This window comes from Phyllobacterium sp. 22552 (genome assembly GCF_052044585.1).
Taxonomy (GTDB): domain Bacteria; phylum Pseudomonadota; class Alphaproteobacteria; order Rhizobiales; family Rhizobiaceae; genus Phyllobacterium; species Phyllobacterium ifriqiyense.
In genome coordinates, this window is sequence record NZ_JBQENG010000002.1 from 351097 (window position 1) to 377632 (window position 26536).

The window sequence follows — 26536 nt, forward strand, 5'->3', positions numbered from 1 at the left end:
GTAGGGGCTTTTGGCCTGTTTCACACTCAAAAACGGATCAAATTAATAGAACGAACGTTCAATTAAATGATCGCTCATATGTAAACGGACGTTTTTTGTTTTAATTCCGTTCACTCTTGTGTGAATGAACGCGCGTCTTTCATCAGGCAGCACATGCCAGGCGGGCCATTCTCTACGCCTGTTCAAATGCAAGCTTTGCAGATAACCTTTCGTTAATATCCCCTTCATACGTCCGCCATTATTATCTGATTTACAGGTCTCTGGATCAGGGGCCATGGATCCAACTCTTTAAGTAACCGGTAGTCTGTATGCTGAGAACTTCTGTTTTGCGTCTCGTTCTTTTCGGCTCCGCCTGCACTCTGGCGGTAACGACGGCTTATGCTCAAAATGCTGTTCCAACCCCGACCTTGCGCCCCTTTGCGCCCAGTCAAACCCGTGCCAATCCCGCCATGCAGGCGATGACGCATCCAGATCCGGTCACAACGTCTGGAATAGCTCAACCTTCAAAGCCATCGGCTATAGCAGGGAGCCTGAAAAGCGGACTTGATGCCATCGCTTCAGGCGATGTGCAGCGCGCTGTCGGCATACGCAATGGATTGCCTGCGCAGGCTCTGGACCGCCACATTTTGACATGGGCCATCGGGCTGTCAAATGCACCGGGTCTGCCCTCTTCCGAAATTGCCAATGCTGCTGCCGAGCTCCCGGGCTGGCCGGGCATGGCAACCTTCCGCAATAATTCCGAGCGCGCACTTTATAAGGAAAATCCGGCTCCATCCGTTGTCATCAAGGCTTTCGGCAATACCGCGCCTCAAACTGTCGAAGGCGTGATTATTCTTGCACGCGCCCATGTCGCCAACGGCAATGCCCGTGCGGCTCAAGCCGTGCTTGGGCCATTCTGGCGCGACAAGAAGCTGGATGACAATCAGGAAGCGATGATCTTAAAAGAGTTCTCGCAGGTCATATCGCGCACGGATCATCTGACACGCATGCTGACCATGCTTTATGAGGGCAAGGTCAAATCGGCCGGACGTGTTGCCAAGCTTGCCAATGCTTCCTCGCTCTATCAGGGCTTTGCTGCTGTGTTGCAAAAGTCTCCCGATGCCGCAAAAAAACTGGCAGCGGTCGATGACTCGTGGAAATCTAATGCGGCCTATATTTTCGCCAAAGCGCAATATTTGCGGCGCGCCGAGAAATATAAGGAAGCGGCAGACGTGATCAACACAGCGCCGCGCGACGCAGCCTCGCTGGTTGATCCCGATGCATGGTGGACCGAGCGCCGCGTCCTCTCGCGTGAGTTGCTGGATATTGGTGATGCCAAGCGCGCCTATCGCGTAGCCGCCATGCATAGCGCTGAAACGCCAACAGCTGCTGCCGACGCTGAATTTCATGCGGGATGGTATGCGCTGCGCGCGCTGCGCGATCCTAAAACAGCACAGCGCCATTTCGCACGGATTGCCGAGATCTCCTCGCGACCAATGTCTGCTTCGCGCGCCTATTATTGGCTCGGCCGTGCAGCCGAAGAAGGAAGCGCAGGCAGCGCACGCGATTATTACGCACGCGCCTCCCGCTATGGCACGACATTCTATGGACAGCTGGCTGCCGCCAAGCTTGGACAAAATGGCCTGCAACTGCCCTACCCCAAGCCGACCGATGCCGACCGCAATCGCTTTGCAGAGCGCGAAGCCGTGCGCGCCATACAACGGCTGGAGCAAACCGGTTATGACAGCAGGGCTGCATTGCTTTACACCAGCCTTGCACAGGAAATCGACAGTCCGGGCGAGCTGGCGCTTCTCGCCGTGATGGCCGAACGCAAGAACAACCATTTTGTCGCCTTGCGTGTAGGCAAGGCCGCTGCGCAACGCGGGATTGATGTTGGTGCGCTTTCGCACCCCATCGGAGCGATCCCCGGCAATGCCAATATCTCCGGTTCGGGCACCGCATTGGCCTATGCCATTGCGCGACAGGAAAGCGAATTCAATCCAGGCGCCGTATCGAGCGCCGGGGCACGCGGGCTATTGCAGCTGTTGCCCGGAACAGCAAAGGGCGTGGCAACCCGCGCCGGGATGAGCTATTCGCAAGCCCGCCTGACCACGGATGCCGCTTATAATGCGACGCTGGGAGCAAAATTTCTTGGCGAGCAAATTGCCAAGTTTGATGGCTCGTATGTGCTTACCTTTGCCGGTTACAATGCAGGTCCCACCCGCGCCAATGAATGGAAAGCCAAATATGGCGATCCCCGTGGCAAATCGGTGGACGAGGTTGTCGATTGGATTGAGCGGATCCCCTATACCGAAACCCGTAACTACGTGCAGCGGGTAATGGAAAACTATCAGGTCTATAAGGCGCGGCTTACTGGCAAGGCGCAGATCGAAAGCGACCTGACAGCGGGTCGTCGCGGCTGAGTTTTGTTGAGCTTGAAGATTGCAAACCCCCTCTCTTGCGATTTCTAGCACTTAGCAAAAGCTAAGATCTTGAAATCGCTTTCTCTCCCGCAAGGGAGAGATAACCGGCATCAGCTTTTAGATCTTCTTACAGCTTTAGCAGGCTGCTACTCAGGGAGGGGCTTTAAATGGGGCGATTATCGTGAGCGAAACTTTCACCGAGGTCTTTTACGACGCACCTGACAAGTTGACGCTTTATGGCCGGGTCTATCAACCGGCCTCCGAAACCGAAAATCTCCCGCTCATTTGTTTACCCGGTCTGACGCGCAACAGCCGCGATTTTCACGAATTGGCGTTGATACTTGCCAATCACCCGGCGACACCGCGCAAGGTCGTGACTTTCGATTATCGCGGTCGCGGGCAATCAGCCTACGACCATGAGTGGCAAAACTACAATATCCGCGTTGAAGCCGGCGATATTCTTGCCGGACTGAAAGCGCTCAATATAGATCAAGCGATTTTTCTTGGTACATCGCGTGGAGGCTTCATCATTCACGTGCTTGCTGCTGTGGCGCCGCAAGTCTTGAAGGGTGTCATTTTCAACGATATCGGACCTGAAATTGTGTCTGATGGCCTGCGGCAGATCAGCGATTACCTATCCAAATCCAAGAATCCCGCCGATTGGCAGCATGCAACAGCGCTGCAAAAAGCAGTTCATGGCAAGGCTTTTCCCGCGCTTGGCGACGCCGACTGGGACCGTTTCGCCCGAGCCATCTATCGCGACGACAATGGAAAAATCCGTTCGGACTATGATCCCAACCTATTGAAAACACTGGAAGGAATTGACTTCAGCGTCAAACTTCCCGATCTCTGGGCGCAGTTTGAACTCATGAAAGACTTGCCATTGCTGGTAATCCGGGGGGAGAACACGACACTTCTGGCACAGGAAACCGTTGATGATATGATGCGCCGTCACCCGGCTTTGCAGTTCATCAATGTTGGCGGACAGGGCCATGCGCCATTTCTGGAAATGGGGCAACTGCCTCAATTGATTGCTGCGTTTTTGGCCGGTGTGGATCTGCGTGCTGATTGAACCAAACAGCATCATGTATTGTGCATGTTTACAGTTTCTTGTTACGAAGTGGCATTCGCGCTGTGCGTGGTTCGCCCTTCAACTAGCTCAGGAGGGCTCACCGTGAGGAAGGTTGGCTCTCGGCAGTCTGCAATCAGCGAAACTTCCTCATGGTGAGCTTGTCGAACCACGCAAGGTTTTTTTTGCCGCTTTTTCAGGCGTCTTTTTCACCAAAGCAGCCGCCTGTTTGACCCAATTTTCACGCAGTGCCCTACCCGCAAAGCCGATTTCCGTACTGACCCAATTAGCCTGTTCGACAGTCCATGCGGCGATCTGGTCATAATGGAAAATACCAAGGGCGAAAAGTTTGGCTTCGATGCTGGCACCAATTCCGTCAATCTCACTCAGTTTGTCAGGTTTGCCACGACGCGCGCTCTTAAGAAGAGTCGGGCGATGATCATCATTCTGATTGGGGTGGCGCGTTATAACCTTGGGCTCTGCCTTCCGCGGCGATTTTTGCGCTGTCTTGACCGGTCTCGGTGGAACCGGCTCTGCCGGAGGTATCATCGCGGCAGCCTCAATAGCTGATTTTTTTACATCATCATTGACCGCCACCAGAGTGGATTGAGATGCAAGCCGCGCATCGGCAGCGCGCGTGGAGCTTTCGGCGACTGAGGGTTTTCGCGGCGACAACCTCCTGAAAACATTACCTAAAACCGCGCCAACAACAAAAGCTGCGGCGATAAGGAATAATGATTGAAGGATAAAACTCATCATCGCCGACTATCTCCTGCCCTCAAGCCTGCTCAACTTATTTCACCCTCATGAGTGGACCAGCCGACATAGAATCCCACGAGAACAGCGACAAGCAGGAAGAACCAGAGCTGCGAAATCATGTACCACATTTACAAAACCCCCTCGCCCCGGATTCAGTTGTCAGCCACCTTGACCGACGGGTGGGACCAATTTGATCTCATTTAAAGCCGCATCCCCCGGAAGCGGTTTTTTCAACGCATCATTTATAGCAGCATAATCGGCAGAACTGGCCGGAGTGCCTCTGATCGTATAGGTTTTTCCCGAGATTTCCACTTCACCATTGATCAATTGTGCAGCCTGTCCCAAGGCAAATTGCACAAGTTCAAAGAACGCCGGCGGAGCGCCCCGCGCCACGGCCATCTCATCAAGAATCTCAATACCGGGCATGGCAAGTTCTGCTGCGCTGAGGATTTTTGCCCTTGTATCTCCATAGGGAACATTGCCCGAAAGCAGAATTCCATCATCCGATTTGGTGATGACAAAGGAAAAAGGCTCGGCCAGAGACAAAAGGGTCGTCTGATTATCGACAATTCGGACACCGGGAATCTCATTGGTGATCTTTATGGCGTCAGCCAGAGCTTCCTCCGATGGTGCCACACCTTTCAAGATAAGATCGCGGCCATCCACTTCGGCACTGGCCCAGTCATTTTGCGCTGAAAGTGCTGTGTTGGCAGCTTCTGTAATGCGGGCGTCAATCGGGCCTGCAAGAAACCATCCAGCCAGAACAGTCAGAAGCGCGACGGTAATAATACCTGGCCAAAACCAGTTCTTCAGGGCGCGCATTTCAAACCTTGTCCTTTATCCAGCACATTGCACCAATGTTCTGCCTGATGTGGACAGCGATATCAACATGCAGAGCCCAGAGAATCAGGACCTGCAAACAAAGAAAAACCCGACAGCTTGCGCTGCCGGGTTTCAATCAACCAATCCAGTGAAGGATTAGAAGTTACGCTGGAAACGTACGATACCTGTGAAAGCGTCGTCGCCTGAACCACGGCTTTCGTCAAACGAAGCGTAGTTTACTTCTGGAGTGATTACGAAGCCTGGTACGATTTCGTAGTTCACGTTCAAAGCAGCAGCGAATGTGCCAGCTTCTTCGTAAGCAACCTGTGCATTGACAGTTGCCTTCTCGGAAACCTTAGCAGACAGACCGCCCCAGATTGCGTAGTCGCCGTTCCACGAACCGTAGTAGTTGCCGCCTTCGGAAACTACATCCAGATCGTCTTCGTTAGACTGGTAACCACCCATTACGAAAGCGGATACTGTGTCTGTGAACTTAACGTCCAAACGAACCTTACCAGCGAATTCTTCAACAACTGAGTCGTAAGCTGCAACAGCGGAGATACCGCCCCAAGCCTGCTCAAACTTCACACCAGCAACAACGTGTGGCATGTAGTCTTCGATCAGGTGATCGTCGTCGCCCTGTTCCAAACCAACCATTGCAGAGAAGCCATTGCCACCAGCAAAGGTGTAGCTGATCTGGTTTGTACGGCCGCCAGCATAAGCAATAACGTCATCGGAGATTACGTTACCAGCTGAACCGGTCCATGTATCATACTGCGAGTCGGAAACACCAACGCGGAAACCACCGAGTTCGATGTAAGCGTGTGAAATGTAGCCGCCGTTGCTGTAATAAGCATCGATGTCTGCGTTGTCACGGCCGCCGTATGCCTTGTGATCGAAACGTGTTTCGATGAACGAACGCAATGTGCCAAGTTCAGTTTCGCTACGAGCGTCGAAACGGACAGTAGCACGTGCCTGCTTTGCCCATGTGTCCAGCTCAACGCCGTTGTATGGATCGTCGCCAGCAACTGCGTCGTAACGAACGTAACCGCTGATCTTCAAGCAGGTTTCGGTGCCTGGGATGTAGAAGAAGCCAGCGCCGTATGTGTCGCAAACGCGAACATATTCGACAGGCTCTGGTTCAGCGACAACAACTGCGTCTGCAGCGCGTGCGCCTGATACTGCAACGAGGGCTGCAGCGGAGCCGAGAAGTAGGCTCTTAATGTTCATTTCTGACCTCCAGTCAAAGTTAAAAATGGGTCTGGGCATTCCAATTTGGCTGAAGGACAACCTGTCCCCATCCCCTAAGTGCAAGAAGAAATGCTGTAACGCCCTTCCTCTCGACAGACCATACTCGCCAGCGCTCGCGTTTCAACCACGAATGTCCATCGGCGGGCCTTGTGCAGGCTCTATGACCGGGGGCTGTTGCACAAAAGCCACGAAATCGCCGTTCCATCTTCAATATCTTTACCACTCATTAATATAGGTAACCCGAATTTTAATAAATTCCGCATGTTCCTGCCGGTATTGGAACGGCATTTGAACACGGAATCAGCCATTACTGCGCCCTGCAAGGCGAGTCACTGAATCGAATCAAGCCTTTAACCGGCAAATCCGCCGGTCGCCACTTGAGGGCTGCGAATCATTCTTTGAGGCGACTGTGCGTTGCCATGCGTTCATTTGATGGTCCCCACATGACATATGTTTACCTCGTTGCTGCCATAATTTTTGAAGTCATCGCCACATCCGCGCTCAAGCAGGCTGAGGGCTTTACGCGCCTATTGCCTTCGCTTGTATGCATCTTCGGCTATGGCGCCGCATTCTATCTGCTTTCAATCCCGATCAGAACCATTCCGGTCGGCGTGGTCTATGCCATCTGGTCCGGCGCCGGCATCGTCCTTATTGCGGCTGTTGGCTGGTTCTGGTTTCGGCAAACCTTGGATCTTGCCGCGATCATTGGCCTGGCACTCATTATAGCCGGTGTTCTGGTGGTTAATCTGTTTTCGAATTCGGTTGGCCACTAAACCCAGCAAAGACGGGTTTTCACGCGTCCCCTCCAGCGAATCTTGACTGGAGGTCAGAAATGAACATTAAGAGCCTACTTCTCGGCTCCGCTGCAGCCCTCGTTGCAGTATCAGGCGCACGCGCTGCAGACGCAGTTGTTGTCGCTGAACCAGAGCCTGTCGAATATGTTCGCGTTTGCGACACATACGGCGCTGGCTTCTTCTACATCCCAGGCACCGAAACCTGCTTGAAGGTCGATGGTTATGTTCGCGTCGATGTAAAGGGTGGCGATCTCTGGGGGCGCAACACCGACAAGAATCCCGACATTGACACTTACAAGTTCCGTTCGCGCGGCGTTGTACGTTTTGATGCCCGTTCGGAAACCGAGCTTGGTACACTCAAGTCGTATATCGCAACCGAATTCACAGTAGATGAAGGCGCCGACAAAGCAGCAGCACTTCCTCACGCCTATATCGAACTTGGTGGCTTCCGCATCGGTGTAACCGATACAACATTTGGTAGCTGGACAGATGGTGGAAACGTCATCAACGACGACATGGTTGATTATGACGGCGATAAGACTAATCAGGTCAGCTACACCTTCGCTGGCGGCAACGGCTTCTCGGCTATCATCGGTCTGGAACAAGGTGACAAGGATCACCTGATCAACGATTACCTGCCACACGTTGTTGCTGGTGCAAAGTTCGAACAGGCCTGGGGTTCAGTTTCCGGCGTTATTGGCTATGATTCCGTTGTTGAAGAATTCGCTGGCAAGATTCGTTTGGACATCAAGGCGACTGATCAGCTATCCTTCTTCGTCATGGGCGGCTATCAGTCTGACGTAAAAGCCAATGATTACTACGGTGCGTGGACCGGCGATTATGCAATCTGGGGCGGTGTAACTGCCAAGGTTTCCGACAACGCAAAAGTTAATGCCCAGGTTGCCTATGATGAAGCAGACATTATCGCAGCATCTTTGAATGTTGCATATGAGCTGGTTCCTGGCTTCGTTGTTACTCCAGAGATCGACTATAAAGATGCCAAGGGCTCTGATGATGCGTTCGGCGGTGTGATCCGCTTCCAGCGCAACTTCTAATCCTTCGATTATCTTCTACCAACGCCGGGTTTTCCCGGCGTTGGCTTTTCCTCTCAAAATATAAACCAACAAGCCATTTTCAGCGCTCGCAATTTTGAATGGTGCAAGAACCCTGCTCAGAGCCATTGTGGTTTGGGGTCTGCACCAGCGACGCACAGACATTAAGCGAAGAAAGGATTCCAGACCGGCCATAGGCCGAGGAGATGAGTAATGGTTGGACAGAGACCTCAAGGGTTGAAACTTGATACGGCCGGTTATGGCTTTATCAAACGAAAGTCTATTAGCCTAAAGAGGCACGGCTACACGGATTGCGCTTTTCACGAAGACCGCTACAACTCGGCATATATTTCCCGGTTTAGTGTTTTATTGACCAGAGCGCGATTTTCATGACGATTTCAGCAGCCGCTATTGCCCCGCCTTTTTGTGACTCCGCGTTTGGATCTGCATTTTCCGTCCGCTTTGACTATGATCTCAACTATTCGGCAGCCGATAATGGTACCCGGAAGCTGGTCAGGGAACACTCGTTGAGTGATTTGACTGCGCAATATATCAGCATCCTTTGGGATGAAGGCTCGCACAAAACCAATGTGCGTTCGTTCCTCGGGGAGATGAGTGAAATATTGAGCGGCCAGCGTTTCAGCGTTTTTACGCAAGAAATGCTTGATTCTGTGATCGGAACCCTGCGCGAACGTGGCAACAGCAATGCGACCATCAATCGAAAGATGGCCGCTTTAAGCAAACTGCTCAGGAAAGCGTCAAAAATGGGCGACATCTATAATCTGCCGGAATTCCGGCGGCAAAAAGAACGGCAGGGCCGAATCCGCTTCCTCGAAACCGATGAGGAATCGCGGCTATTCTCCGCTGTAAGGTTGCGTTGCGAAGACAGCTACCGGTTGAGCATATTCCTTGTTGATACCGGGTGCCGGCTCGGCGAGGCTATCGGCCTTTCATGGAATGATTTGCAGGATGCCCGTTCGACATTCTGGCTAACCAAATCAGGGCGCAGCCGCACGGTTCCCCTTACCGCTCGCGCACAAGAAACCGTCCATATCCCGCATGGCAGACTAAAGGGCCCTTTCGCCATGCTCAATCAAGTGCGGTTTCGGGCAATCTGGAATGAGGCAAAGGCAGAAGTTGGGCTTGGCAGTGACGATCAGATTGTTCCGCATATTTTACGCCACACCTGCGCATCGCGTCTTGTGCGCGGCGGAATTGATATCCGGCGTGTCCAGATTTGGCTCGGCCATCAAACCTTGTCGATGACCATGCGCTACGCACATCTGGCAACCAATGATCTGGATTCCTGTGTGGCTGTGCTGGAACGTGGATAGGGATTCGCTATCCCGTTATCGAATTATGTTGAGGGCTGGCCCGGGGTTCAATCCGGAAAAATTGTCGAAAAGCCTCGGTTCAATCATCGGATGCAGCGATTGCCATTGATGTATGCCGGTCCAGCTGATTTCATCAATGCTTGGACCGGGCAGAACCATTTTGGTTGGCGTTCGGAAGACTTCCCGATGCTGACCCGCTTTTTATCAAACCTGAGTTTGCGGCGCCCCAAGGGGAGATTGGTGAACGACGATTCGCGCGTGATACGGCACACGGTCATATAGATCGATCACATCCTGATTGATCAGGCGCACGCAACCGGACGACGTAGCCTTGCCAATCGAGCGCCATTGCGGTGATCCGTGAAGACGATAAAGCGTGTCCTGCCCGTTCTGGAATATATAAAGTGCGCGCGCACCGAGTGGATTTTTGACGCCCGGCTCCATTCCGCCATTTTCGACGGAGTATTTTGCGAGCTCCGGCTGTCTTGCAATCATGTCTGCCGGCGGCTTCCAACGTGGCCAATGCTGCCGCCAATGAACAATCCCCTCACCTTGCCAGGCAAAACCATCGCGGCCGATACCAACACCATAGCGCATTGCTGTTCCGCCCGGTTCCACCAGATAAAGGAAGCGCCCGACCGTATCGACAACGACTGTCCCTGCGGGCTCGCCGGTGGGGTCTGTCACACGCTGACGATAATATTTCGGATCCATCTGCTGAAAAGGTATCGCAGGAATTGAATGTCCCCCATCTTGAAGTGCGGCATATCGCAGTTCAAGTTCCGATGGGGAAGCTAATCCTGTCGGCAAGGATTGCTTTACGGGACGCGGCTTGGGCGGCGCGATTTCGGCATGCTGCGTTGTCGCTGTCGTTGTGCATCCGCCAAGAGCAGCGCTCGCGGCCATGGAACCGAAAACAAAAGTGCGGCGGGATAATTGAATGGATCTGGTCATGTTCCAACACGTTCACGGGATGAGATTCGAACGCTAAATAGTTGCGTTGCGGCCGTCATGTCTAAACATATAGATGTGATCGGGACCATGCCCCAAGTCATGCTAGAGCAAGTTTTGCCCATCGAATTGTTCTGCCGGAGGGATTGGCCGGCAAGGTCGAGGGATTTAGTCAGGAACCGACGAAGGAGTGACGGCGTGGTTGTCAGCCTGTTTGGTTGGCAAAAGCTGCCGCATGGTCAAGGTTACAGCAGCATTTTGAGGACTATACGGTTTCATTCGGAAGCCGAAGTTGCTTTTCAACTTGTGGTGGAACTGCGCCAGGTCGCCGCCGTCCATTATTGCATTCCACCATAGTTGTTTGCGTGTAAAGCGTGTTTGCTTGCGCAATTCCGGACGGAAAACCGCTTCGCACTTTTCCTGGAATTGGCCTTTGTCTACGCAATTCCTGACGGAAAACCGCTTCGCACTTTTCCTGGAATTGACTTTGTCTACGCAATTCCGGACGGAAAACCGCTTCGCACTTTTCCTGGAATTGCTTTAGATCGGCTTGAATTCCGGGTCAATTTCCAATGCCTTTTTGGTCCAGATATCGCCATAGTCGACATTCTGCCAATCTTTGAACCATGGACCGCCATTGGTAAAATGCACGGCATGCGGATATCCGCTTGCTGGCTTCTCGTTCCAGCCTTCCAACCAGTTCCACTCTGTCGGGATTTCACCGATTTCGTCGTCCTGCGCCCATTGCATCCTGTGCAAATATGCGCCGCTTTCGCGATTGATCAATTCGGGTGTCAACTGGCGCGTCGAAGGATGTTCGCAATTGAACAGCATGAAGGATGACCAGTTTTTGCGTGGGTAGGTCGTCTGCACCTTGCCGTCCATCTTGACCCCGGCCTTCGGTTGGTAGTCATGCTTGACGCAGGCTACAGCCTTGCTCTCGTCGCGATACTGCAAAAGCTCTGCCACATCGGAGAAGAACAGAAAATCGCAATCGCAAAACAAAGCCCAGCCCTTATAACCGGCGAGATAGGGCGTAAAAAAGCGCGAATAGGTGAATTCCGTTGAAGCGAGCGGGTCGACATCGCGCGTATAAGCGCCCTTATCAACGAGATCCTGCAACACGATCGGGTGTACATTCACCGGGATCGATGCGTTTTTCAGGATGGTGGATTTTGCTACCTCATATGCTATGGGCTCGCGGGAATCCCAGCCTATGTAGATATCAAGTGACCTATCCATGATGCTTCCTTTGCATGTTTGGTTTTAGTGCCATGCTGCGTTTGGCGAGAAAATTGTTTATATGACCGAAATAGTCAAGTCATGGTGTAGTTCGCGCAACATGCAACTGTGAGTATGTTTTTTTCATGCCATGAGCCCAACCGGCGGCTTCCGGGCATGAATGAAACCTGTTTTGAGGAACGCATGAAAAATCTGGCTGGTCACATTCTGATTCTAACCGGGCCTCCGGGTTCCGGGAAAAGCACTGCCGCAGAGCTGCTTGTTACCGCATCCGGCATTCCGGCCGTTCATCTGCATTCAGATGACTTCTGGCACTATATAAAAAGCGGCTTGATACAGCCCTACCTGCCAAAGGCACATGCGCAAAACGAGACTGTCATCAAGGTCCTGGCGGGCGTGGCTGAGGGTTATGCCGAAGGTGGCTTCTTCGTCGTTGTAGACGGCATCATCGGCCCCTGGTTCCTGCAACCATTTCGCAAGGTCACTGCACCGCTCCACTATATTGTTTTGCGGCCTCTTCTGGATGAGGCGATCGAGCGATGCCGGCTGCGGGGCGGCAATACGCTGACCGACCCCGGGCCGATCAGCGCTTTGCATCAGCAATTTTCATCGCTGGGTGATCTCGAAAACCACGCTATCGATATGGCTGGGCTGAACCGCGCCCAGACGCTGGAAGCTATCAAAGCAGCGCTTCTCGATAGTAGATATTATTTGGAGTCCAGCTTGGTCAAAACTTCATAAGCAGCATTGATACGCTCTTCGTTCGGGTAATATTTGTTCGCCAGAATGACAATGCCGATCTTCTTTTCGGGCACGAATGCGACATAGGCACCAAAACCATTGGTTGAACCAGTTTTGTTGATCCACACATCAGAACGCGGTTCTGTGGGTGGGTTGATCTGTTCAACAGGCACCGGCTTTGAAGAAATTTCTCGCGAATTACCCAGTCGCAAAGCACTTAACGAAACAGGATAGCTATATTGTTCCCATAATAAATCCTGGGTCATTGCTCCAACCTTGAAATAGCCCTTATGCGTATCCGCAATCGCCTGCTGCAGCTTGCTCTCCAGCTTGACCATGTTCATATTTGCTTGCATGAAACGGACCATGTCTGGCGCAGTCGTCTTCACCCCATAGGCTTCCGAGGACAGAACAGCCTTGTTTACACGGGCAGGCTTGTCTTTGTTCGTATAGCCTTGCGCGTAATCTTTCATTTTGCTTTTCGGCACGTCAATATAGGTGCTGGCGAGACCGAGCCCCGGGAATAAAGTGCCTTCCATGAGAGAGGTGAAATCCTTGTTCATCGCTTTGGCACTGATTACGCCGAGCATCCCGATGCTTGGATTCGCATAGGTCCGGGTTGTGCCAAGCTTATAGGTAGGCTTCCAGTTCTTCAGATAAGTCATCATCTGATCGTCATTCTTGACATTATCCGGCACCTGCAAGGGAAAGCCCCCTGGCGTATGCGTACCCAGATGGAGCAGCGGAATCTTGCCAAATTCGGTGCCTCTAAACGCAGGAAGATAGTTGCTGGTGGGGTCGGACAGCGAAATCTGGCCATTGGCTTGCGCATAGGTTGCGAGGGTCACGACGAATGTTTTGCTGATTGATCCGATCTCGAAAATCGTCGAAGGCGTGACCGCTTTTCCTGTATCTTTTGAAGCAACGCCATATTCAAATATATAGGACTTTCCGTCAGCAATGACGCCGACAGCCATGCCTGGTATAGCATTCCTATCCATAACGGGACGGATTGCGGCGTCTACGAGAGATTTAATCCTGTTCGCATCATCGGCCGCATGGCTAAGCGTGGCCGAAACGCCCGTGATCAAGAGAGAGCCCGCCAAAGCTGTGGCAATTTTCCGTTTCATAATGCAAATTCCTTGTGCCGTGGTCGCTACCAGGCAAATCTCTATTGGCACTGTAATCTGAAAACAAACGATGATATCTGGTATCTGACATAAGAAAAACTAGGTCAGATATGGTTCGTCCCTTTCTTCCCCTGAATGGTCTTCGGGCCTTTGAAGCCTCTGCAAGGCATCTGAGCTTCACACGAGCAGCAATCGAACTTTACGTGACGCAGGCTGCTGTCAGCCAGCAGGTGAAAAGCCTTGAAACGCGGCTTGGCGTACAGCTTTTTCAACGCCTTCCGCGTGGACTAAAAATCACTGCCGAGGGAGAAGCGCTCCTGCCCGTTGTAACGGGGTCCTTTGACCAGTTGGCCAATACGCTTGAACGCATAGAGGGCGGCCATGTGCGCGAGCTGCTTTTTCTTGGCGCTGTCGGAACATTTGCCGTGGGGTGGCTGCTGCCTCGATTGCCGGATTTCCAGCGGCAATTTCCCTTTGTCGATGTGCGGATATCAACCAATAATAATCGCGTCGACACCGCCGCAGAAGGGCTGGATTTTGCCATTAGATTTGGCGACGGCTCCTGGCATGGAACAGAGGCAATTCGCCTTTTTGAGGCGCCGCTATCGCCGCTTTGCATTCCGGAGCTGGCGGAGAAATTGCAGGAGCCGGGAGATATCGTCAATCAGCCCCTGCTGCGAAGCTACCGCAAGGATGAATGGAGCCGATGGTTTGAGGCGGCTGGGGTGGCTGCCTCGCCGCAACTCAGCAAAGGGATCGTATTTGATTCCTCGCTCGCCATGATGGAGGCCGCGCTCCAAGGGATCGGCATTGCGTTGGCTCCCCCGTTAATGTTTTCGCGGCAACTTTCATCCGGCGCAATCAAGCAACCTTTCCAGACTTCGATTTCACTCGGAAGCTATTGGGTGACGCGGCTGCAATCGCGCCTCCCTACCCCGGCCATGGAAGCATTTTCAGGGTGGATTACGGCGCAGGTTTGAGGGCAGCGTCAGGCACTGAATGGACGGAACTGCGCTAGTGCGGGCTGCTTGAACCATAACCTGCTGAAACGGCCAAAAGCAGGGGCAAACCACCGCCCGCCTTGGTCGCCAAGTATTAGATGTGGCGAAACATGTAGGTGGTCGCGTGCTTCGCCTTTCCGTCCGGATTCCACGCAAAGTCCGGGATTATACCTGCAACCTTAAAACCAGTGGAGGCATAAAGGGGTTCAGCAACATCGCCGGTTCGTGTGTCCAGCGTGACAAGCGTTTTTCCAAGCTCACGAGCCCTGCTCAAGGCATGGTTCATAAGAGTTCGGCCAATACCAAGCCGGCGAGCTTGCGGGTGGACGATCATCTTGGCAATCTCACATCGATGGGGCTGATTATCAGGCATGGCGGTGAGAAGTTGCACGGTGCCGAGAAGATTTCCCGCACGTTCTGCACCAAAGAGGATTCTTCGTCCGGCGACGACTTCGGGTTGGACATTTTTGGACCAGAACAGGCTCGCATCCTCCACGGACAGCGGAGCCATGAAGCTGACCGCTGCGCCTTGCGCCACGGTCAGGGCGAGAATTTGTGAGAGGTCTTCTAACCTTTCCTCGATCGCGCGAGCATCAAGTTCGATAATCTGGACTTCCATTCCGAGGCTCCTTAAGCCATAGCGATAATATAATGGGCGGGTTGATCGCCGGTCGCGAAAGACGATCCGCCGCGCAATTGATAGCGAAGACAATCGCCCTTGCTCAGTTCATACCGAACGTCATCGACGATCAGCGTGAGCGAACCAGCCAAGACGACAAGATGATGTTCATGGCCCGGAAAAGCCGGGCTGTCATAGACAATGTGCTGATTGGGCGCGATTTCGCACTCGATCATTTCCAGCTTCAGCCGCCCGCTTGGAGGCGAGAGGGTGCGGCGGGAGAACCCGTTTTCGCGGTCCAGCCAAATACTTTGATCAGCACGGCGCAGTAGCGGAACGTAATCCGGCTCGAGCGGCGTCAAGAGTTGTGATAGTGGCAGCGCGAAGGCGGAAGCCAAGCGGCCAAGCGTCTCCGCCGTCGGACTGACCTCGCCCTTCTCGATCCTCGATAGAGTGGCCCGGCTGACACCGCTGCTCAACGCCAGATCCTGCAATGTCAGGCCGCGTTTCATCCGCAAACTGCGCAGGTGCTCAGCAAGAGCGTGATTTTGGTCGCGTATGATAATTCCCATATTTGAGATTTAATCTCATTTATGGACAAACGCAAATGCAAAAGTGTTGTCTCGTCTGGAAGGACAAAGTCGCTCGGGCGAGTAATATCCATGCCCATAGATTTCTATTGGAACATTCCCGTGTTATGATCCTGGTCCTGGCGTCGTCCGCCGTGGGTTCTGCAGACGGAGACTTGTCTAATGAGCGAAGTGGACGTACTTTTTGCGACCCTGCGACAAGCGGCTGACCCGCAGACGGTCAAATGCATCGAGAACGTTGTCAGACACGGCTCGGATCGCGATCTCAATCGCATCAATGCACTCGCCTTCGCCGATACGCACCATCTTGATCAAGAGAAAACCATTGCAGCGCTTCTCCATGCAGCCCGCATAGGCGCGTTCGAGATGACCTGGAACGTGCTTTGCCCGGGATGCGGCGGCGTCCTTGACAGCGGCGCATCCCTCAAAGGGGTCGTCCACGAGACTTACCATTGTGCGCTCTGTGCGGCCGGATACGAACCCACCCTCGACGAGATGGTCGAGGTCACGTTCACGGTCAGCCCGAGAGTACGCAGGATTGCCGCCCACGATCCTGATCGGCTGCCTCCACTCGAATATTACCGCCAGATATTCTTTAGCTCCGGGGTTGACCTACCGGAGGACCTCGAAGCGCGGTTCGCACGCATTCAGCTGGAGATGATCGAGCTTGCTCCGGGCGAAAAGGCTTTCGTCTCGCTGCAACTGCCGGCGCAATTCGTGATCATCTTCGATGCGGTCACGCACTCAGCGCAGTTCATCGACGTGAAAGGCGAGCCGACCGACGAACGTCAAACCCTGTCGATGGTCATCAGTCGGGCGCATGCGCTGAACGAAACGATAACCCTCCGTCCTGGCTTGCTACGGCTCACACTCGAGAACCATACCGATCGCCGAGTGGTACCGAATGTCTGCATCGCAGGCGATGAGCTGCACGATCTTCTGGGCCGCAGGCGACCTTTTCTGACAGCCAAGCGTCTGCTGACAAACCAGAGTTTCCGCGACATATACCGGATCGATACCCTTGATGTCGACCAGCGTCTCAAGATCACCAGCTTGACGTTTCTTTTCACCGACCTGAGGGGTTCGACGGCCCTCTACGAACGCGTTGGAGATCTGGCCGCCTTCGATCTCGTGCGGGGGCATTTCCGGGTTCTTCACGAGATCGTCGCCACGGAGACCGGGGCGGTCGTCAAAACCATAGGAGATGCCGTGATGGCGACCTTTCCAAGCCCGGACCGCGCGGTGGCGGCTGCGCTCAGGATGCGAGAGGCGATGCTTCGGTTAAACACCGAACACGGCAGCGACGATCTACTCCTGAAGATCGGCATCCATGAGGGACCATGCCTCGCAGTCAACCTGAACGACCGGCAGGACTATTTCGGCCAGACCGTCAACATCGCCTCCCGTGTCCAGGGCCTTGCCGATCCCAATGTGATCATGACGACGGAAGCGATTGTCGGGGATGCCCAGGTTTTAGAGATCCTCCGTGAGAGCGGAATCACATCGGCCTCCAGAATGGCGGAGCTTCAGGGTATCGGCAGAGAGGTCAGAATTTTTGCCCTGTCGTGAGCTTCATCCGCTCTTCGGCATCAAATCAATTTGAGCCGTTTAATGGCGGAGAGGAAGGGATTCGAACCCTCGAGACCGTTTAACGGGTCTACTCCCTTAGCAGGGGAGCGCCTTCGACCACTCGGCCACCTCTCCGAGGACGCTGACTAAAGATGAAACCCATTGTTGGCAAGGGTTTTGTTCAAATGCTCCTCAAAAATCGAAATCCTGCGCTGCAACGGGTTTTGAACAGAGCAAATTTGTCTCGTCCCTCGACATCGCCCGATCAGATGAATAGCCTGCACTTCTGGATGGGGGATGGTATGAGATTTTCAGGCAAGATCGTGATGGTGCTGCTTCTGACGGGCATCTGCGCCTGCACCACAACTGGCGCAAGCAAAGGTCAGGTCACCGCCGACGCAAAGGCACTGGTCATAACATCCTACCAGTGCCAGGCATCGCTTGGACGTGAACCCCATTATTCAGCCATTGAAAGCAGCGAAACTGTACTCAAAGCCATTGGCAAGTCGTCTGAAGAGGCTGATCAAACCGTGCGCGGCTGGCTTAAAGATGTCATCGCATCACCAAAGCAGCCTGGCGATCTTGATTCGAAAACATGCAAGGACAAGTTGCTCACTCTCGCTGAAAAGGTCCGGATTGGCTATGAATCTCTAAATCGGTTGAAAAAACAGCCGTGATTTTTCGGCCAAAAAATCGGATGTTTTTTGTAATTTTACTGCGCGGCACAGGCGATTTTCGCAACTATGCGGAGTGTAAATGAAAGTCGCAAATCTTGAATTGAGAATCAGGAACCAGCGTCCTATCTCCAACATTATAGGGGCTACAGACCTCAATTGGAGAGTGCAGAATGACGACACCTACCGTTCCGCAGGACATCTACCTCCGTCACGAAAGAGAGTGGCAAATGCTGCGTCAGGCTATCGCCGAAAAGAAGCCTTCCGTTGAAGAGAAGCAGCCGATGGAAAATTTGGCTCCTCGGCGTAAGGTCCCATTGAAAGAGCAGCATCAGTAAAATCTGAATCTCATCAAAGTTTAAAAGCCTCGCGCGGATATCCGTCAGCGGGGCTTTTTATTGGGCGGGTTTGAGGAACCGGAAATACAGGGCTTATTGCAGAGCAACAGTGCGTGGAGCAATATCGATGCAGCGGCTCAATTAGACCCCGGCCAGGACCGCATGGCAATATCGACAAGGCGATGGATTTCCTCACGCCCTATGCCACTGGCAGCCTGTACCGCAGTTCCCTGCGACACGGTGAGGATATAGCGGGCCAGATCTTCCGGATTGCTATCGGATGGCAGGTCGCCCTCGCGCTTGGCGCGCTCGAACCGCCTCGTCAACGCCTTCTGGCCAATCTGCCGCCGTTCAATGATTGTTTTTTGAACCGCCTCGGCGGCCTCGCTGCATCCCATGGCAGCATTTATTCCAAGGCAACCACTCGGATTGCAATCACAGGTCTGCGCATTGGCGAAGCCAAACAAGACATCGCGCGCTACCGAGCGGGCATCAGGTTGCTCCAGCGCTTTCCAGAAGAAGGCCATGTAATTCTGCTCATAGCGCTCAAGCGCCATACGGAAAAGTTCTTCCTTATTGCCAAAGGTCCCATAAAGGCTGGGTTTGGTTATACCCATGCCGTCAGTCAGATCGGTGATCGACGTACCTTCATAACCTTTGCGCCAGAACAGTTCCAAGGCCGTCTGCAGAGCATCGTCCGCATCAAATTCCCTCGGGCGTCCCATGGACAATACTCCCTAAAAGAATTATACCGTTCGGTATAAAATTCCATTGACAGCTACTGTACCGCAGCCTTATATCGCTGTTCTATACCGATCGGTATGGAACGTCAATGAAGAATTCGGTCAACCGGATTCCCGTTCACCATCCTCCCAATGGTGAAAAATTCAAGCAGGATGACCACGATGTCAATCAGCACACTCAAAAGAAATCTCGCCATTGGCGGCCTCGTTCTGGCGCTTGGCGTGGCCGGCGGCACCCAGATATTCGACTTTAGCAAAAGCCATGCGGAAGGCGAGCAGGCGGCCCCTGCGCAGGCGACCCCCGTTTCCGTTGCGATAGTACAGCCCAAGCTTGTCAGCCAGTGGAACGAATTTTCAGGCCGTCTCGAAGCGGTTGATCAGGTCGATGTGCGTTCGCGCGTTGCTGGTGCTGTTCAATCCATTCACTTTAAGGAAGGCTCGGTAGTCCAACAAGGCGATCTGCTCGTCAAGATTGACCCGGCTCCCTATGAGGCAGAAGTTGCACGGGCAAAAGCGCAGGTAAGCGCGGCTGAATCGAGACTGGCCTTTGCCAAGAACGAGCTGGAACGCGGCAAACGCCTGATCGATTCCCGCACTGTTTCCCAGAGTGATTACGATCAGCGCCGGAATGTCGAAGCTGGCGCGCTCGCCGACCTTGAAGCTGCGCGGGCAGTGCTCAAGACAGCAACGCTCAATCTCGAATATACGGATATCCGCGCGCCGATCAGCGGCCGTGTTGGACGCATCGAGATTACGCAAGGCAATCTGATTGCCGCCGGACCGGCTGCGCCATTGCTGACGTCTCTGGTCTCGATCAGTCCCATCTATGCAAGCTTCGAAGCCGATGAAAACGTTGTGGCCAATGCCCTTGCCGATCTTCCTGAAGGGTTGAACAACCGCGATTTCGTCGACCGCATTCCTGTTCAGATGGATGTGCAGGGCAAAGCCGATGTTCAAGGCAAGCTCCAGCTCATCAATAACAGTGTCGAAACAAACAGTGGCACGGTCAAAGTGCGCGCCGTTTTCGACAATGCCAATGGTCGCCTCATGCCCGGTCAGTTCGCCAAGGTTCGCATGGGTCAGGCAAATGAACGCCAGGAATTGCTGGTGGATGAGAAAGCTGTCGGCACAGATCAGAACAAGAAGTTCGTGATGGTGGTCAACCCGCAAAATGTCGTTGAATATCGCGAGATTTCTTTGGGCGGCAAGGCTGACGGCCTTCGGATCGTGACATCCGGCCTGCAGGCGGAAGACAAGGTGGTCGTCAATGGACTGCAGCGCATACGGCCAGGTTCTCTTGTTGCACCTGAAATGGTGGCCATGGGCGCCAATGCATCCAACCAGTTGCAGGCGCAGGCCGAGCAGGCCAACGTCAAACAATAAGATCTGCTGCGCCGTGTGCTTAAATTGAGGCACGGCATGGCAGTATTTGAAATGCGTGTAGCACCGGCCAGAAACCGAAAACGGTTTTTGGCCTTACGCGCTCATCGGCAGGCGGAATCGCTATGAACATCTCCAATTTCTTTATTGATCGCCCGGTATTTGCGGGGGTCCTGTCCTTCATCATCTTCCTTGGCGGCCTTATCGCGCTGACGACGATGCCGGTTTCCGAATATCCGGACGTGGTTCCGCCATCGATCGTGGTGCGCGCGCAATATCCGGGCGCAAATCCGAAGGTCATCGCAGAAACAGTTGCAACGCCAATGGAAGAATCCATCAATGGCGTTGAAGGCATGCTCTATATGGGCAGCCAGGCAACATCTGACGGCCAGTTGACGCTGACAGTGACCTTCGCTCTTGGCACCGATCCGGACAAGGCACAGCAATTGGTCCAAAATCGCGTTTCACAGGCAGAGCCTCGTCTGCCGGAAGAAGTGCGGGCGCTTGGCATCACCACGGTAAAAAGCTCGCCGGACCTGATGCTGGTGGTCAATCTGATTTCGCCGAACGATCGCTACGACATCACCTATCTGCGCAATTACGCATTGATCAACATCAAGGATCGCCTAGCCCGTATTGACGGTGTTGGCGATGTGCAGCTGTTCGGATCAGGCGACTATTCCATGCGCATCTGGCTCGATCCGCAAAAGACCGCGGAGCTCGGTCTTTCCGCGACTGATGTTCTGAGCGAGATCAGAGCTCAGAACGTGCAAGCGGCAGCGGGTACGATCGGTGCTTCTCCAAATGAGAACGACGTCAATCTGCAACTCTCAGTGAATGCACAGGGACGTTTGGCCACTGAAGAAGAATTTGGCCAGATCATCGTCAAAACCGCGCCGAACGGCGCGATTACGCATTTGCGGGATATTGCGCGTATTGAACTGGGTTCAGCGCAATATTCCTTGCGTTCCCTGCTTGATAACAAATCGGCAGTGGCCGTCCCTGTATTCCAGGCTCCGGGCTCCAATGCGATCCAGATCGCCGATCAGGTTCGTGCTGCGATGGAAGAGGCCAAGCTGACCATGCCGGAAGGCGTGGACTACAAGATCGTTTACGATACGACGCAGTTCGTTCGCGCCTCCATCGAGGCCGTTGTCCATACGCTGCTTGAAGCCGTTCTGCTGGTCGTTCTCGTGGTCATTCTGTTTTTGCAGACATGGCGCGCTTCGATCATCCCGCTTATTGCGGTGCCTGTATCGATTGTCGGTACGTTCGCTGTCATGCATCTGTTTGGTTTTTCCATCAACGCACTGAGCCTGTTTGGTCTGGTTCTGGCTATTGGTATCGTCGTCGATGACGCCATCGTGGTGGTGGAAAATGTCGAGCGAAACATTGAAAATGGCCTCGCGCCGCGTGCCGCAACCATACAGGCCATGCGCGAAGTTTCCGGACCGATCATCGCGATTGCACTCGTGCTGGTTGCCGTGTTCGTTCCGCTGGCTTTTATCACCGGTTTGACAGGGCAGTTTTACCGCCAATTCGCGCTGACAATTGCCATTTCAACCGTCATTTCCGCGTTCAACTCGCTTACGCTCTCTCCTGCCCTTGCCGCCTTGCTGCTCAAAGGACATGACCAGCCGAAAGATGCTTTGACGCGGTTCATGGACAAAACGCTGGGTTGGCTGTTCCGTGGCTTCAACTCCGTGTTTACGCGTGGTGCAAACGGCTACAGCAAGGGCGTACGCGGCGTGATTTCGCGCAAGACTGTTATGATGGGCATTTATATCGTGCTCATTGGTGCAACAGCGCTGATGTTCCGCACTGTACCTGGCGGTTTCGTGCCGCCACAGGACAAGCAATATCTGGTTGGCTTCACGCAGCTGCCAGATGGCGCAACGCTTGACCGGACAGAATCTGTTGTCCGCCGTATCGGCGACATGGCTCTGTCAATCCCGGGTGTGGAAAGCACGATTGCCTTTCCGGGCCTATCCATCGCCGGGTTTACAAATAGCTCCAATGCCGGCGTGGTTTTCGTCTCGCTAAAACCATTTGAGGAGCGGAAAACACCTGAGCTGAGTGCTGGCGCCATCGCCATGCAGCTCAACCAGAAGCTGGCAGGAATTCAGGAATCGTTCAGTGCGGTGTTCCCGCCTCCCCCGGTTCAGGGTCTTGGTTCTATCGGCGGCTTCAAGCTGCAGATCGAAGATCGCAATGGTCTCGGCTATGAGGCGCTGGACGGTGCAACCAAGGGATTCCTTGCCAAGGCTGCAACTGCTCCTGAATTGACCGGGCTGTTCACCAGTTTTCAGATCAACGTGCCACAGCTTTACGCCGATGTTGACCGCGCCAAGGCGCGCCAGCTCAACGTATCCCTGCCGGAGATTTTCAATACGCTGCAAATCTATCTGGGTTCGGTTTACGTCAATGACTTCAACAAGTTCGGACGCACCTACTCCGTCCGCATGCAGGCGGAGTCGAATTTCCGGGCCAAAGCAGAGGATATTGGCGATCTGAAAGTTCGCTCCGGCTCAGGAGAAATGATCCCGCTTTCGGCGCTGATTAAGGTAACGTCAACAGCCGGACCAGACCGCGCCCAGCGCTATAATGGCTTCCTTGCTGCCGATGTAAACGGCAATGCTGCGCCGGGATTCTCTTCCGGTCAGGCTCGCGCCGCCGTGGAGAAGATCGCAGCAGAAACATTGCCCGCAGGTATTGGCTTTGAATGGACAGAACTGACCTATCAGGAAATTATTGCGGGTAATTCTGCCTATCTGATCTTCCCGCTATCGATCCTCCTGGTCTTCCTGGTTCTTGCTGCCCAGTATGAAAGCCTCTCCCTGCCGCTTTCGATCATCATGATCGTGCCGCTTGGACTGCTTGCCGCTCTTAGCGGTGTCTGGCTGACGGGTGGGGACAATAATGTCTTCACACAGATCGGGTTGATCGTGCTTGTGGGGCTATCGGCCAAGAACGCCATCCTGATCGTGGAATTTGCACGCGAACTGGAATTTGCCGGATCGACACCGTTCAAGGCGGTGATCGAGGCAAGCAGATTGCGTTTGCGCCCCATCCTGATGACCTCGCTGGCATTCATCATGGGTGTCGTCCCTCTGGTCACTTCCACAGGAGCGGGCGCGGAAATGCGCAGCGCGATGGGCGTGGCCGTGTTTGCCGGGATGATCGGTGTGACGCTGTTCGGCCTTTTCCTCACGCCGGTATTCTATGTGCTGGTTCGTGCGATGACGGGTAATCGCCCGCTCAAGAGCCATCACGCCAGCACCTTCGAAGGCGACTCCAGCCATGATTCGGGCGCAATTGCGCCTGCAGCAACCCCGGCTGAGTAACAAAATATACGGTGGCGCAGATAAATTTATTTGCCTGCGCCACTTCCTCTAAGCCTTTGAAATGACGGTCTTTATTCAACCGAAGTTTTTATCGAGGCCACGAGACAGCTGCTGGAATTCGTTTTTGTGCGCTTTTAGGGGTGACAAAAGATTTCAGGATGTTACAGTCTTGTGACCATGCCGATGTTCGGCCCTAACGATCATGACTTCAGTATTTTGAGGCCATCAAATCGGGAGATGCACATGACAAGCGCTGCTAATGACAACCGCAAAATCAGTGACGGTTTTATTCCTCTGGTTACATTTCTGGTGGTTACTCAAGTAGCTGCCACCGTTCTTCTAGCTTTGCCAAATTGGTATTGAAACCTCAAACCACTGCATCGAGTTTTTCGCTTCTGCCAGTAATGGCAGGGGCGATTGTCATTTTGATGATTATTGGCCTGCTATTTGTGTAGAGCCCTTACCGCGATTGCTGTTCCAGTCTGGCACGACCTCTGATTGCTATTCGTTTCCCTAGCACAATGATATAAATCTACTGCAAGAATGACTGCCATTTGCAGTGGAGGATATTATGAGATTGTTGATTGGATCGGCACTGCTCGCCGCATTTGTGATAACCGGTTGTACCACGATGACACCTGAGGAGCGCCGTGCAATCGATAGCCAAACCTGTTCATCGTATGGATTCAAGCGCGGCGGAGATGGCTTTGCCTCCTGCCTGCTCAATCTGGAACTGGATCGTCGCGCTGCATCACGCGCTCAGTTTGACGAGATGCGTTTCAATAATCCGCCTATCATCTTCTATGGCAATAGATATCATCGTAGGTGGCGATAAAAAGCGCCGCCGGAATTAACCGGCGACGCTTCTCTCTCCCACTAAAATCGAGCCTTAACGCACCCAGACAACCCGGCGCGTTTCTCTTTCGACCAATGCCGGACGGTCATCCACATAGATATAAGAGTAACGAGGCTGATCCGGCACTTCAACGAGCGGAACGTCAGCAGGGACAACCACACCTGTTGTCAGCTCACCTTCGATGACAACCGGATCACTTGGATGTTTTTCGACATAGGTGATTACCTCGTCCGGAAATGCGCTACCAGCGCTTGGGCCGCCTGCATCAGACAAATATACGACACGGCGGTCGTTCATCGACACGATGACGGGGCGACCTTCCACATAAATATAGCCATAGCCCGGACTTTCAGGAATTTCCCTGACTACAACATCTTCCGGCACAACATAGCCTTGTGACAGTTCATCATCGATCACGACAGGATCGGACGGGTTGGCAATCACATAGTCCCGTGCACTTTGTGGAACTTCAACAACCACTGTGTCCTGCGCAAATGTGAGACCGGAAGTGGCAAACAACGCCGCTGCGGTCAGTACAAGAATCTTTTTCATTTCGTGGCCTCTCTGTTATCTTCATTGTCCCACTGGCTGCAAAACCTTGAAGAGACAGATTTGGTTCCAAATTTGCGGCACACGTCGTGCGACAGGCTGAAACATAAGCATGCCAAACAGATGTCGGCACAACGAAAAAATTAGCGGATTTCCTGGGATTTCAGGTTAAGTTTTGCTGGTTTAGCTCAGGAAAACTGCTATCGCTTTGCTTATGAACCCGAAGCTCGTTCCCCTCATAGATTCACTGCCCTCAACAGTGCCATTTGTTGGGCCGGAAGCGCTTGAGCGCAAACGCAACGGCCTGTTTCGCGCTCGTCTCGGGGCGAATGAAAATGGCTTTGGCCCTGCCCCATCCGTCATCGCTGCCATACAGAAACATGCCGCCGAGTCCTGGAAATATGCTGATCCGGAAAACTTCGACCTGAAGCAGGCATTGGCAAGTCATCTGCATGTTGCCCCCTCCAATATTGTCGTGGGCGAAGGCGTTGATACTTTGCTCGGGCTGGCTGTTCGTCAATATGTCAGCGAGGATACCCCCGTGGTAACGTCGCTGGGTGCCTATCCTACGTTCAATTTCCATGTGGCTGGATTTGGCGGGCGCTTGATAACTGTTCCCTATCGCGACGATAGAGAAGATTTGAGCGCGCTTCTCGATGCAGTAAAGCGCGAGAATGCGCCGCTCGTCTATTTTTCCAATCCCGACAATCCCATGGGGACCTGGTGGGACGCAGAAGACGTTGAACGTTTCATAGATGCACTCCCGCCAACGACAATGCTTATCCTCGACGAAGCCTATGGCGAGACTGCTCCTGCCAGTTCCAAACCCGCAATTGATATATCGCGGAGCAATGTTTTGCGGATGCGCACCTTTTCCAAGGCATATGGTCTTGCTGGCATGCGCTGTGGCTATGCTATCGGCGCGCAACAGCAAATCACTGCTTTTGACAAAATCCGCAATCATTTCGGCATGAACAAGCTGACTCAGATTGCAGCGCTTGCAGCGCTCAAAGATCAGGATTATCTGCGACAGGTCGTAGGCAAGATCATAGCAGCAAGAGACCGGATAAGCGCAATAGCCGAAGCGAACGGATTGCAGGCCATCCCGTCAGCCACCAATTTCGTTACCATTGATTGCGGAAAAGATGGGGCTTACGCACTTTCCGTATTGAACGGACTGATCGAACGGGATGTCTTCGTGCGCAAACCAATGGCACCGGGGCTTGACCGTTGCATCAGGGTCAGCGTCGGTCTTGATGCTGAACTCGATATATTCGAGCAGCAATTGCCACTGGCATTGCAGGCCGCAAGCTAGACAGGGAGAAG

General features: G+C 53.4%; 25 protein-coding genes and 1 tRNA gene. 14 read left to right on the forward strand and 12 right to left on the reverse strand.

Features of this window, described 5'->3' with window-relative positions:
* Positions 1-308 precede the first annotated feature (308 nt).
* Both ACTJI9_RS05905 and ACTJI9_RS05910 read left to right on the forward strand, forming a co-directional pair.
* Positions 309-2402 carry a lytic transglycosylase domain-containing protein gene (locus ACTJI9_RS05905; RefSeq protein WP_336440972.1) on the forward strand — a complete coding sequence of 698 codons (2094 nt, stop codon included), beginning with the start codon at positions 309-311 and terminating at the stop codon, positions 2400-2402.
* A 181-nt stretch (positions 2403-2583) separates the two neighbouring features.
* Complete coding sequence (locus tag ACTJI9_RS05910) at positions 2584-3474, forward strand: alpha/beta fold hydrolase (protein WP_440806599.1); 891 nt, start codon at positions 2584-2586, stop codon at positions 3472-3474.
* Positions 3475-3621: 147 nt separating this feature from the next.
* Here the strand turns inward: ACTJI9_RS05910 and ACTJI9_RS05915 are convergent, their stop codons facing one another.
* From ACTJI9_RS05915 to ACTJI9_RS05925, 3 genes are all read right to left on the reverse strand, one after another.
* The gene (locus tag ACTJI9_RS05915) at positions 3622-4230 is read right to left on the reverse strand and encodes a hypothetical protein (RefSeq protein WP_115051864.1); all 609 of its coding nucleotides are present in this window, start codon (positions 4228-4230) and stop codon (positions 3622-3624) included.
* A 159-nt stretch (positions 4231-4389) separates the two neighbouring features.
* A complete protein-coding gene (locus ACTJI9_RS05920; protein ID WP_115051865.1) occupies positions 4390-5052 on the reverse strand; it encodes a BON domain-containing protein in 663 nt (220 codons plus the stop codon).
* Positions 5053-5208: 156 nt separating this feature from the next.
* A complete protein-coding gene (locus tag ACTJI9_RS05925) occupies positions 5209-6282 on the reverse strand; it encodes a porin (protein ID WP_440806602.1) in 1074 nt (357 codons plus the stop codon).
* A gap of 464 nt (positions 6283-6746) precedes the next feature.
* On the opposite strand from ACTJI9_RS05925, the gene ACTJI9_RS05930 reads away from it, so the two are divergent.
* From ACTJI9_RS05930 to ACTJI9_RS05940, 3 genes are all read left to right on the forward strand, one after another.
* Entirely contained in the window at positions 6747-7076 is a 330-nt protein-coding gene (locus ACTJI9_RS05930) for a DMT family transporter (protein WP_115052194.1), read from the forward strand.
* A 59-nt stretch (positions 7077-7135) separates the two neighbouring features.
* Positions 7136-8152, forward strand: a complete 1017-nt coding sequence (locus ACTJI9_RS05935) for a porin (protein ID WP_440806603.1) — start codon at positions 7136-7138, stop codon at positions 8150-8152.
* A 386-nt stretch (positions 8153-8538) separates the two neighbouring features.
* Positions 8539-9483: a tyrosine-type recombinase/integrase gene (locus ACTJI9_RS05940; RefSeq protein ID WP_115051867.1), complete on the forward strand. Its 945-nt coding sequence runs from the start codon at positions 8539-8541 to the stop codon at positions 9481-9483.
* A 204-nt stretch (positions 9484-9687) separates the two neighbouring features.
* On the opposite strand, the gene ACTJI9_RS05945 is transcribed toward ACTJI9_RS05940, so the two are convergent.
* The 3 genes from ACTJI9_RS05945 to ACTJI9_RS05955 all read right to left on the reverse strand — a co-directional run bounded on the left by ACTJI9_RS05945 (position 9688) and on the right by ACTJI9_RS05955 (position 11676).
* Positions 9688-10437, reverse strand: coding sequence for a L,D-transpeptidase (locus ACTJI9_RS05945; RefSeq protein ID WP_115051868.1), 750 nt, complete (start codon positions 10435-10437; stop codon positions 9688-9690).
* Positions 10438-10602: 165 nt separating this feature from the next.
* A complete protein-coding gene (locus ACTJI9_RS05950; RefSeq protein WP_440806608.1) occupies positions 10603-10773 on the reverse strand; it encodes a hypothetical protein in 171 nt (56 codons plus the stop codon).
* 201 nt (positions 10774-10974) lie between these two features.
* Positions 10975-11676 (reverse strand): glycosyltransferase, encoded by a 702-nt coding sequence (locus ACTJI9_RS05955; protein WP_115051869.1) that lies wholly within the window; start codon positions 11674-11676, stop codon positions 10975-10977.
* 183 nt (positions 11677-11859) lie between these two features.
* Here ACTJI9_RS05955 and ACTJI9_RS05960 point away from each other — a divergent pair, with 183 nt between their 5' ends.
* Positions 11860-12417 carry an AAA family ATPase gene (locus ACTJI9_RS05960; protein ID WP_440806610.1) on the forward strand — a complete coding sequence of 186 codons (558 nt, stop codon included), beginning with the start codon at positions 11860-11862 and terminating at the stop codon, positions 12415-12417.
* Here the strand turns inward: ACTJI9_RS05960 and ampC are convergent.
* Positions 12384-13547 (reverse strand): class C beta-lactamase, encoded by a 1164-nt coding sequence (gene ampC / locus ACTJI9_RS05965; protein ID WP_440806613.1) that lies wholly within the window; start codon positions 13545-13547, stop codon positions 12384-12386. The genes ACTJI9_RS05960 and ampC overlap by 34 nt on opposite strands.
* Positions 13548-13657: 110 nt before the next feature.
* Here ampC and ACTJI9_RS05970 point away from each other — a divergent pair, with 110 nt between their 5' ends.
* Positions 13658-14527: a LysR family transcriptional regulator gene (locus ACTJI9_RS05970; protein ID WP_440806616.1), complete on the forward strand. Its 870-nt coding sequence runs from the start codon at positions 13658-13660 to the stop codon at positions 14525-14527.
* Positions 14528-14642: 115 nt separating this feature from the next.
* Here the strand turns inward: ACTJI9_RS05970 and ACTJI9_RS05975 are convergent, their stop codons facing one another.
* Both ACTJI9_RS05975 and ACTJI9_RS05980 read right to left on the reverse strand, forming a co-directional pair.
* Complete coding sequence (locus ACTJI9_RS05975; RefSeq protein ID WP_440806619.1) at positions 14643-15167, reverse strand: GNAT family N-acetyltransferase; 525 nt, start codon at positions 15165-15167, stop codon at positions 14643-14645.
* 11 nt (positions 15168-15178) lie between these two features.
* Complete coding sequence (locus ACTJI9_RS05980) at positions 15179-15739, reverse strand: helix-turn-helix domain-containing protein (RefSeq protein WP_115051873.1); 561 nt, start codon at positions 15737-15739, stop codon at positions 15179-15181.
* Positions 15740-15919: 180 nt separating this feature from the next.
* On the opposite strand from ACTJI9_RS05980, the gene ACTJI9_RS05985 reads away from it, so the two are divergent.
* Positions 15920-17326, forward strand: a complete 1407-nt coding sequence (locus tag ACTJI9_RS05985) for a DUF5939 domain-containing protein (RefSeq protein ID WP_115051874.1) — start codon at positions 15920-15922, stop codon at positions 17324-17326.
* Positions 17327-17369: 43 nt separating this feature from the next.
* On the opposite strand, the gene ACTJI9_RS05990 is transcribed toward ACTJI9_RS05985, so the two are convergent.
* Positions 17370-17461, reverse strand: a tRNA-Ser gene (locus ACTJI9_RS05990).
* A 17-nt stretch (positions 17462-17478) separates the two neighbouring features.
* Here ACTJI9_RS05990 and ACTJI9_RS05995 point away from each other — a divergent pair.
* Complete coding sequence (locus ACTJI9_RS05995; RefSeq protein WP_440806622.1) at positions 17479-18003, forward strand: hypothetical protein; 525 nt, start codon at positions 17479-17481, stop codon at positions 18001-18003.
* A 170-nt stretch (positions 18004-18173) separates the two neighbouring features.
* Positions 18174-18338 carry a hypothetical protein gene (locus ACTJI9_RS06000; protein WP_162802421.1) on the forward strand — a complete coding sequence of 55 codons (165 nt, stop codon included), beginning with the start codon at positions 18174-18176 and terminating at the stop codon, positions 18336-18338.
* A 137-nt stretch (positions 18339-18475) separates the two neighbouring features.
* On the opposite strand, the gene ACTJI9_RS06005 is transcribed toward ACTJI9_RS06000, so the two are convergent.
* Positions 18476-19063 (reverse strand): TetR/AcrR family transcriptional regulator, encoded by a 588-nt coding sequence (locus ACTJI9_RS06005; RefSeq protein WP_115051894.1) that lies wholly within the window; start codon positions 19061-19063, stop codon positions 18476-18478.
* A 180-nt stretch (positions 19064-19243) separates the two neighbouring features.
* Here ACTJI9_RS06005 and ACTJI9_RS06010 point away from each other — a divergent pair, with 180 nt between their 5' ends.
* The 3 genes from ACTJI9_RS06010 to ACTJI9_RS06020 all read left to right on the forward strand — a co-directional run bounded on the left by ACTJI9_RS06010 (position 19244) and on the right by ACTJI9_RS06020 (position 24640).
* Positions 19244-20464, forward strand: coding sequence for an efflux RND transporter periplasmic adaptor subunit (locus ACTJI9_RS06010; RefSeq protein ID WP_307283750.1), 1221 nt, complete (start codon positions 19244-19246; stop codon positions 20462-20464).
* A gap of 122 nt (positions 20465-20586) precedes the next feature.
* Positions 20587-23805, forward strand: coding sequence for an efflux RND transporter permease subunit (locus ACTJI9_RS06015; RefSeq protein ID WP_115051896.1), 3219 nt, complete (start codon positions 20587-20589; stop codon positions 23803-23805).
* 571 nt (positions 23806-24376) lie between these two features.
* Complete coding sequence (locus tag ACTJI9_RS06020) at positions 24377-24640, forward strand: hypothetical protein (RefSeq protein ID WP_115051897.1); 264 nt, start codon at positions 24377-24379, stop codon at positions 24638-24640.
* 54 nt (positions 24641-24694) lie between these two features.
* Here ACTJI9_RS06020 and ACTJI9_RS06025 read toward each other — a convergent pair whose 3' ends face one another.
* On the reverse strand, positions 24695-25213 hold the full coding sequence (locus ACTJI9_RS06025; protein ID WP_115051898.1) for a DUF1236 domain-containing protein: 519 nt from the start codon (positions 25211-25213) through the stop codon (positions 24695-24697).
* A gap of 211 nt (positions 25214-25424) precedes the next feature.
* On the opposite strand from ACTJI9_RS06025, the gene ACTJI9_RS06030 reads away from it, so the two are divergent.
* Positions 25425-26525, forward strand: a complete 1101-nt coding sequence (locus tag ACTJI9_RS06030; RefSeq protein ID WP_440806626.1) for a pyridoxal phosphate-dependent aminotransferase — start codon at positions 25425-25427, stop codon at positions 26523-26525.
* Positions 26526-26536 lie beyond the last annotated feature (11 nt).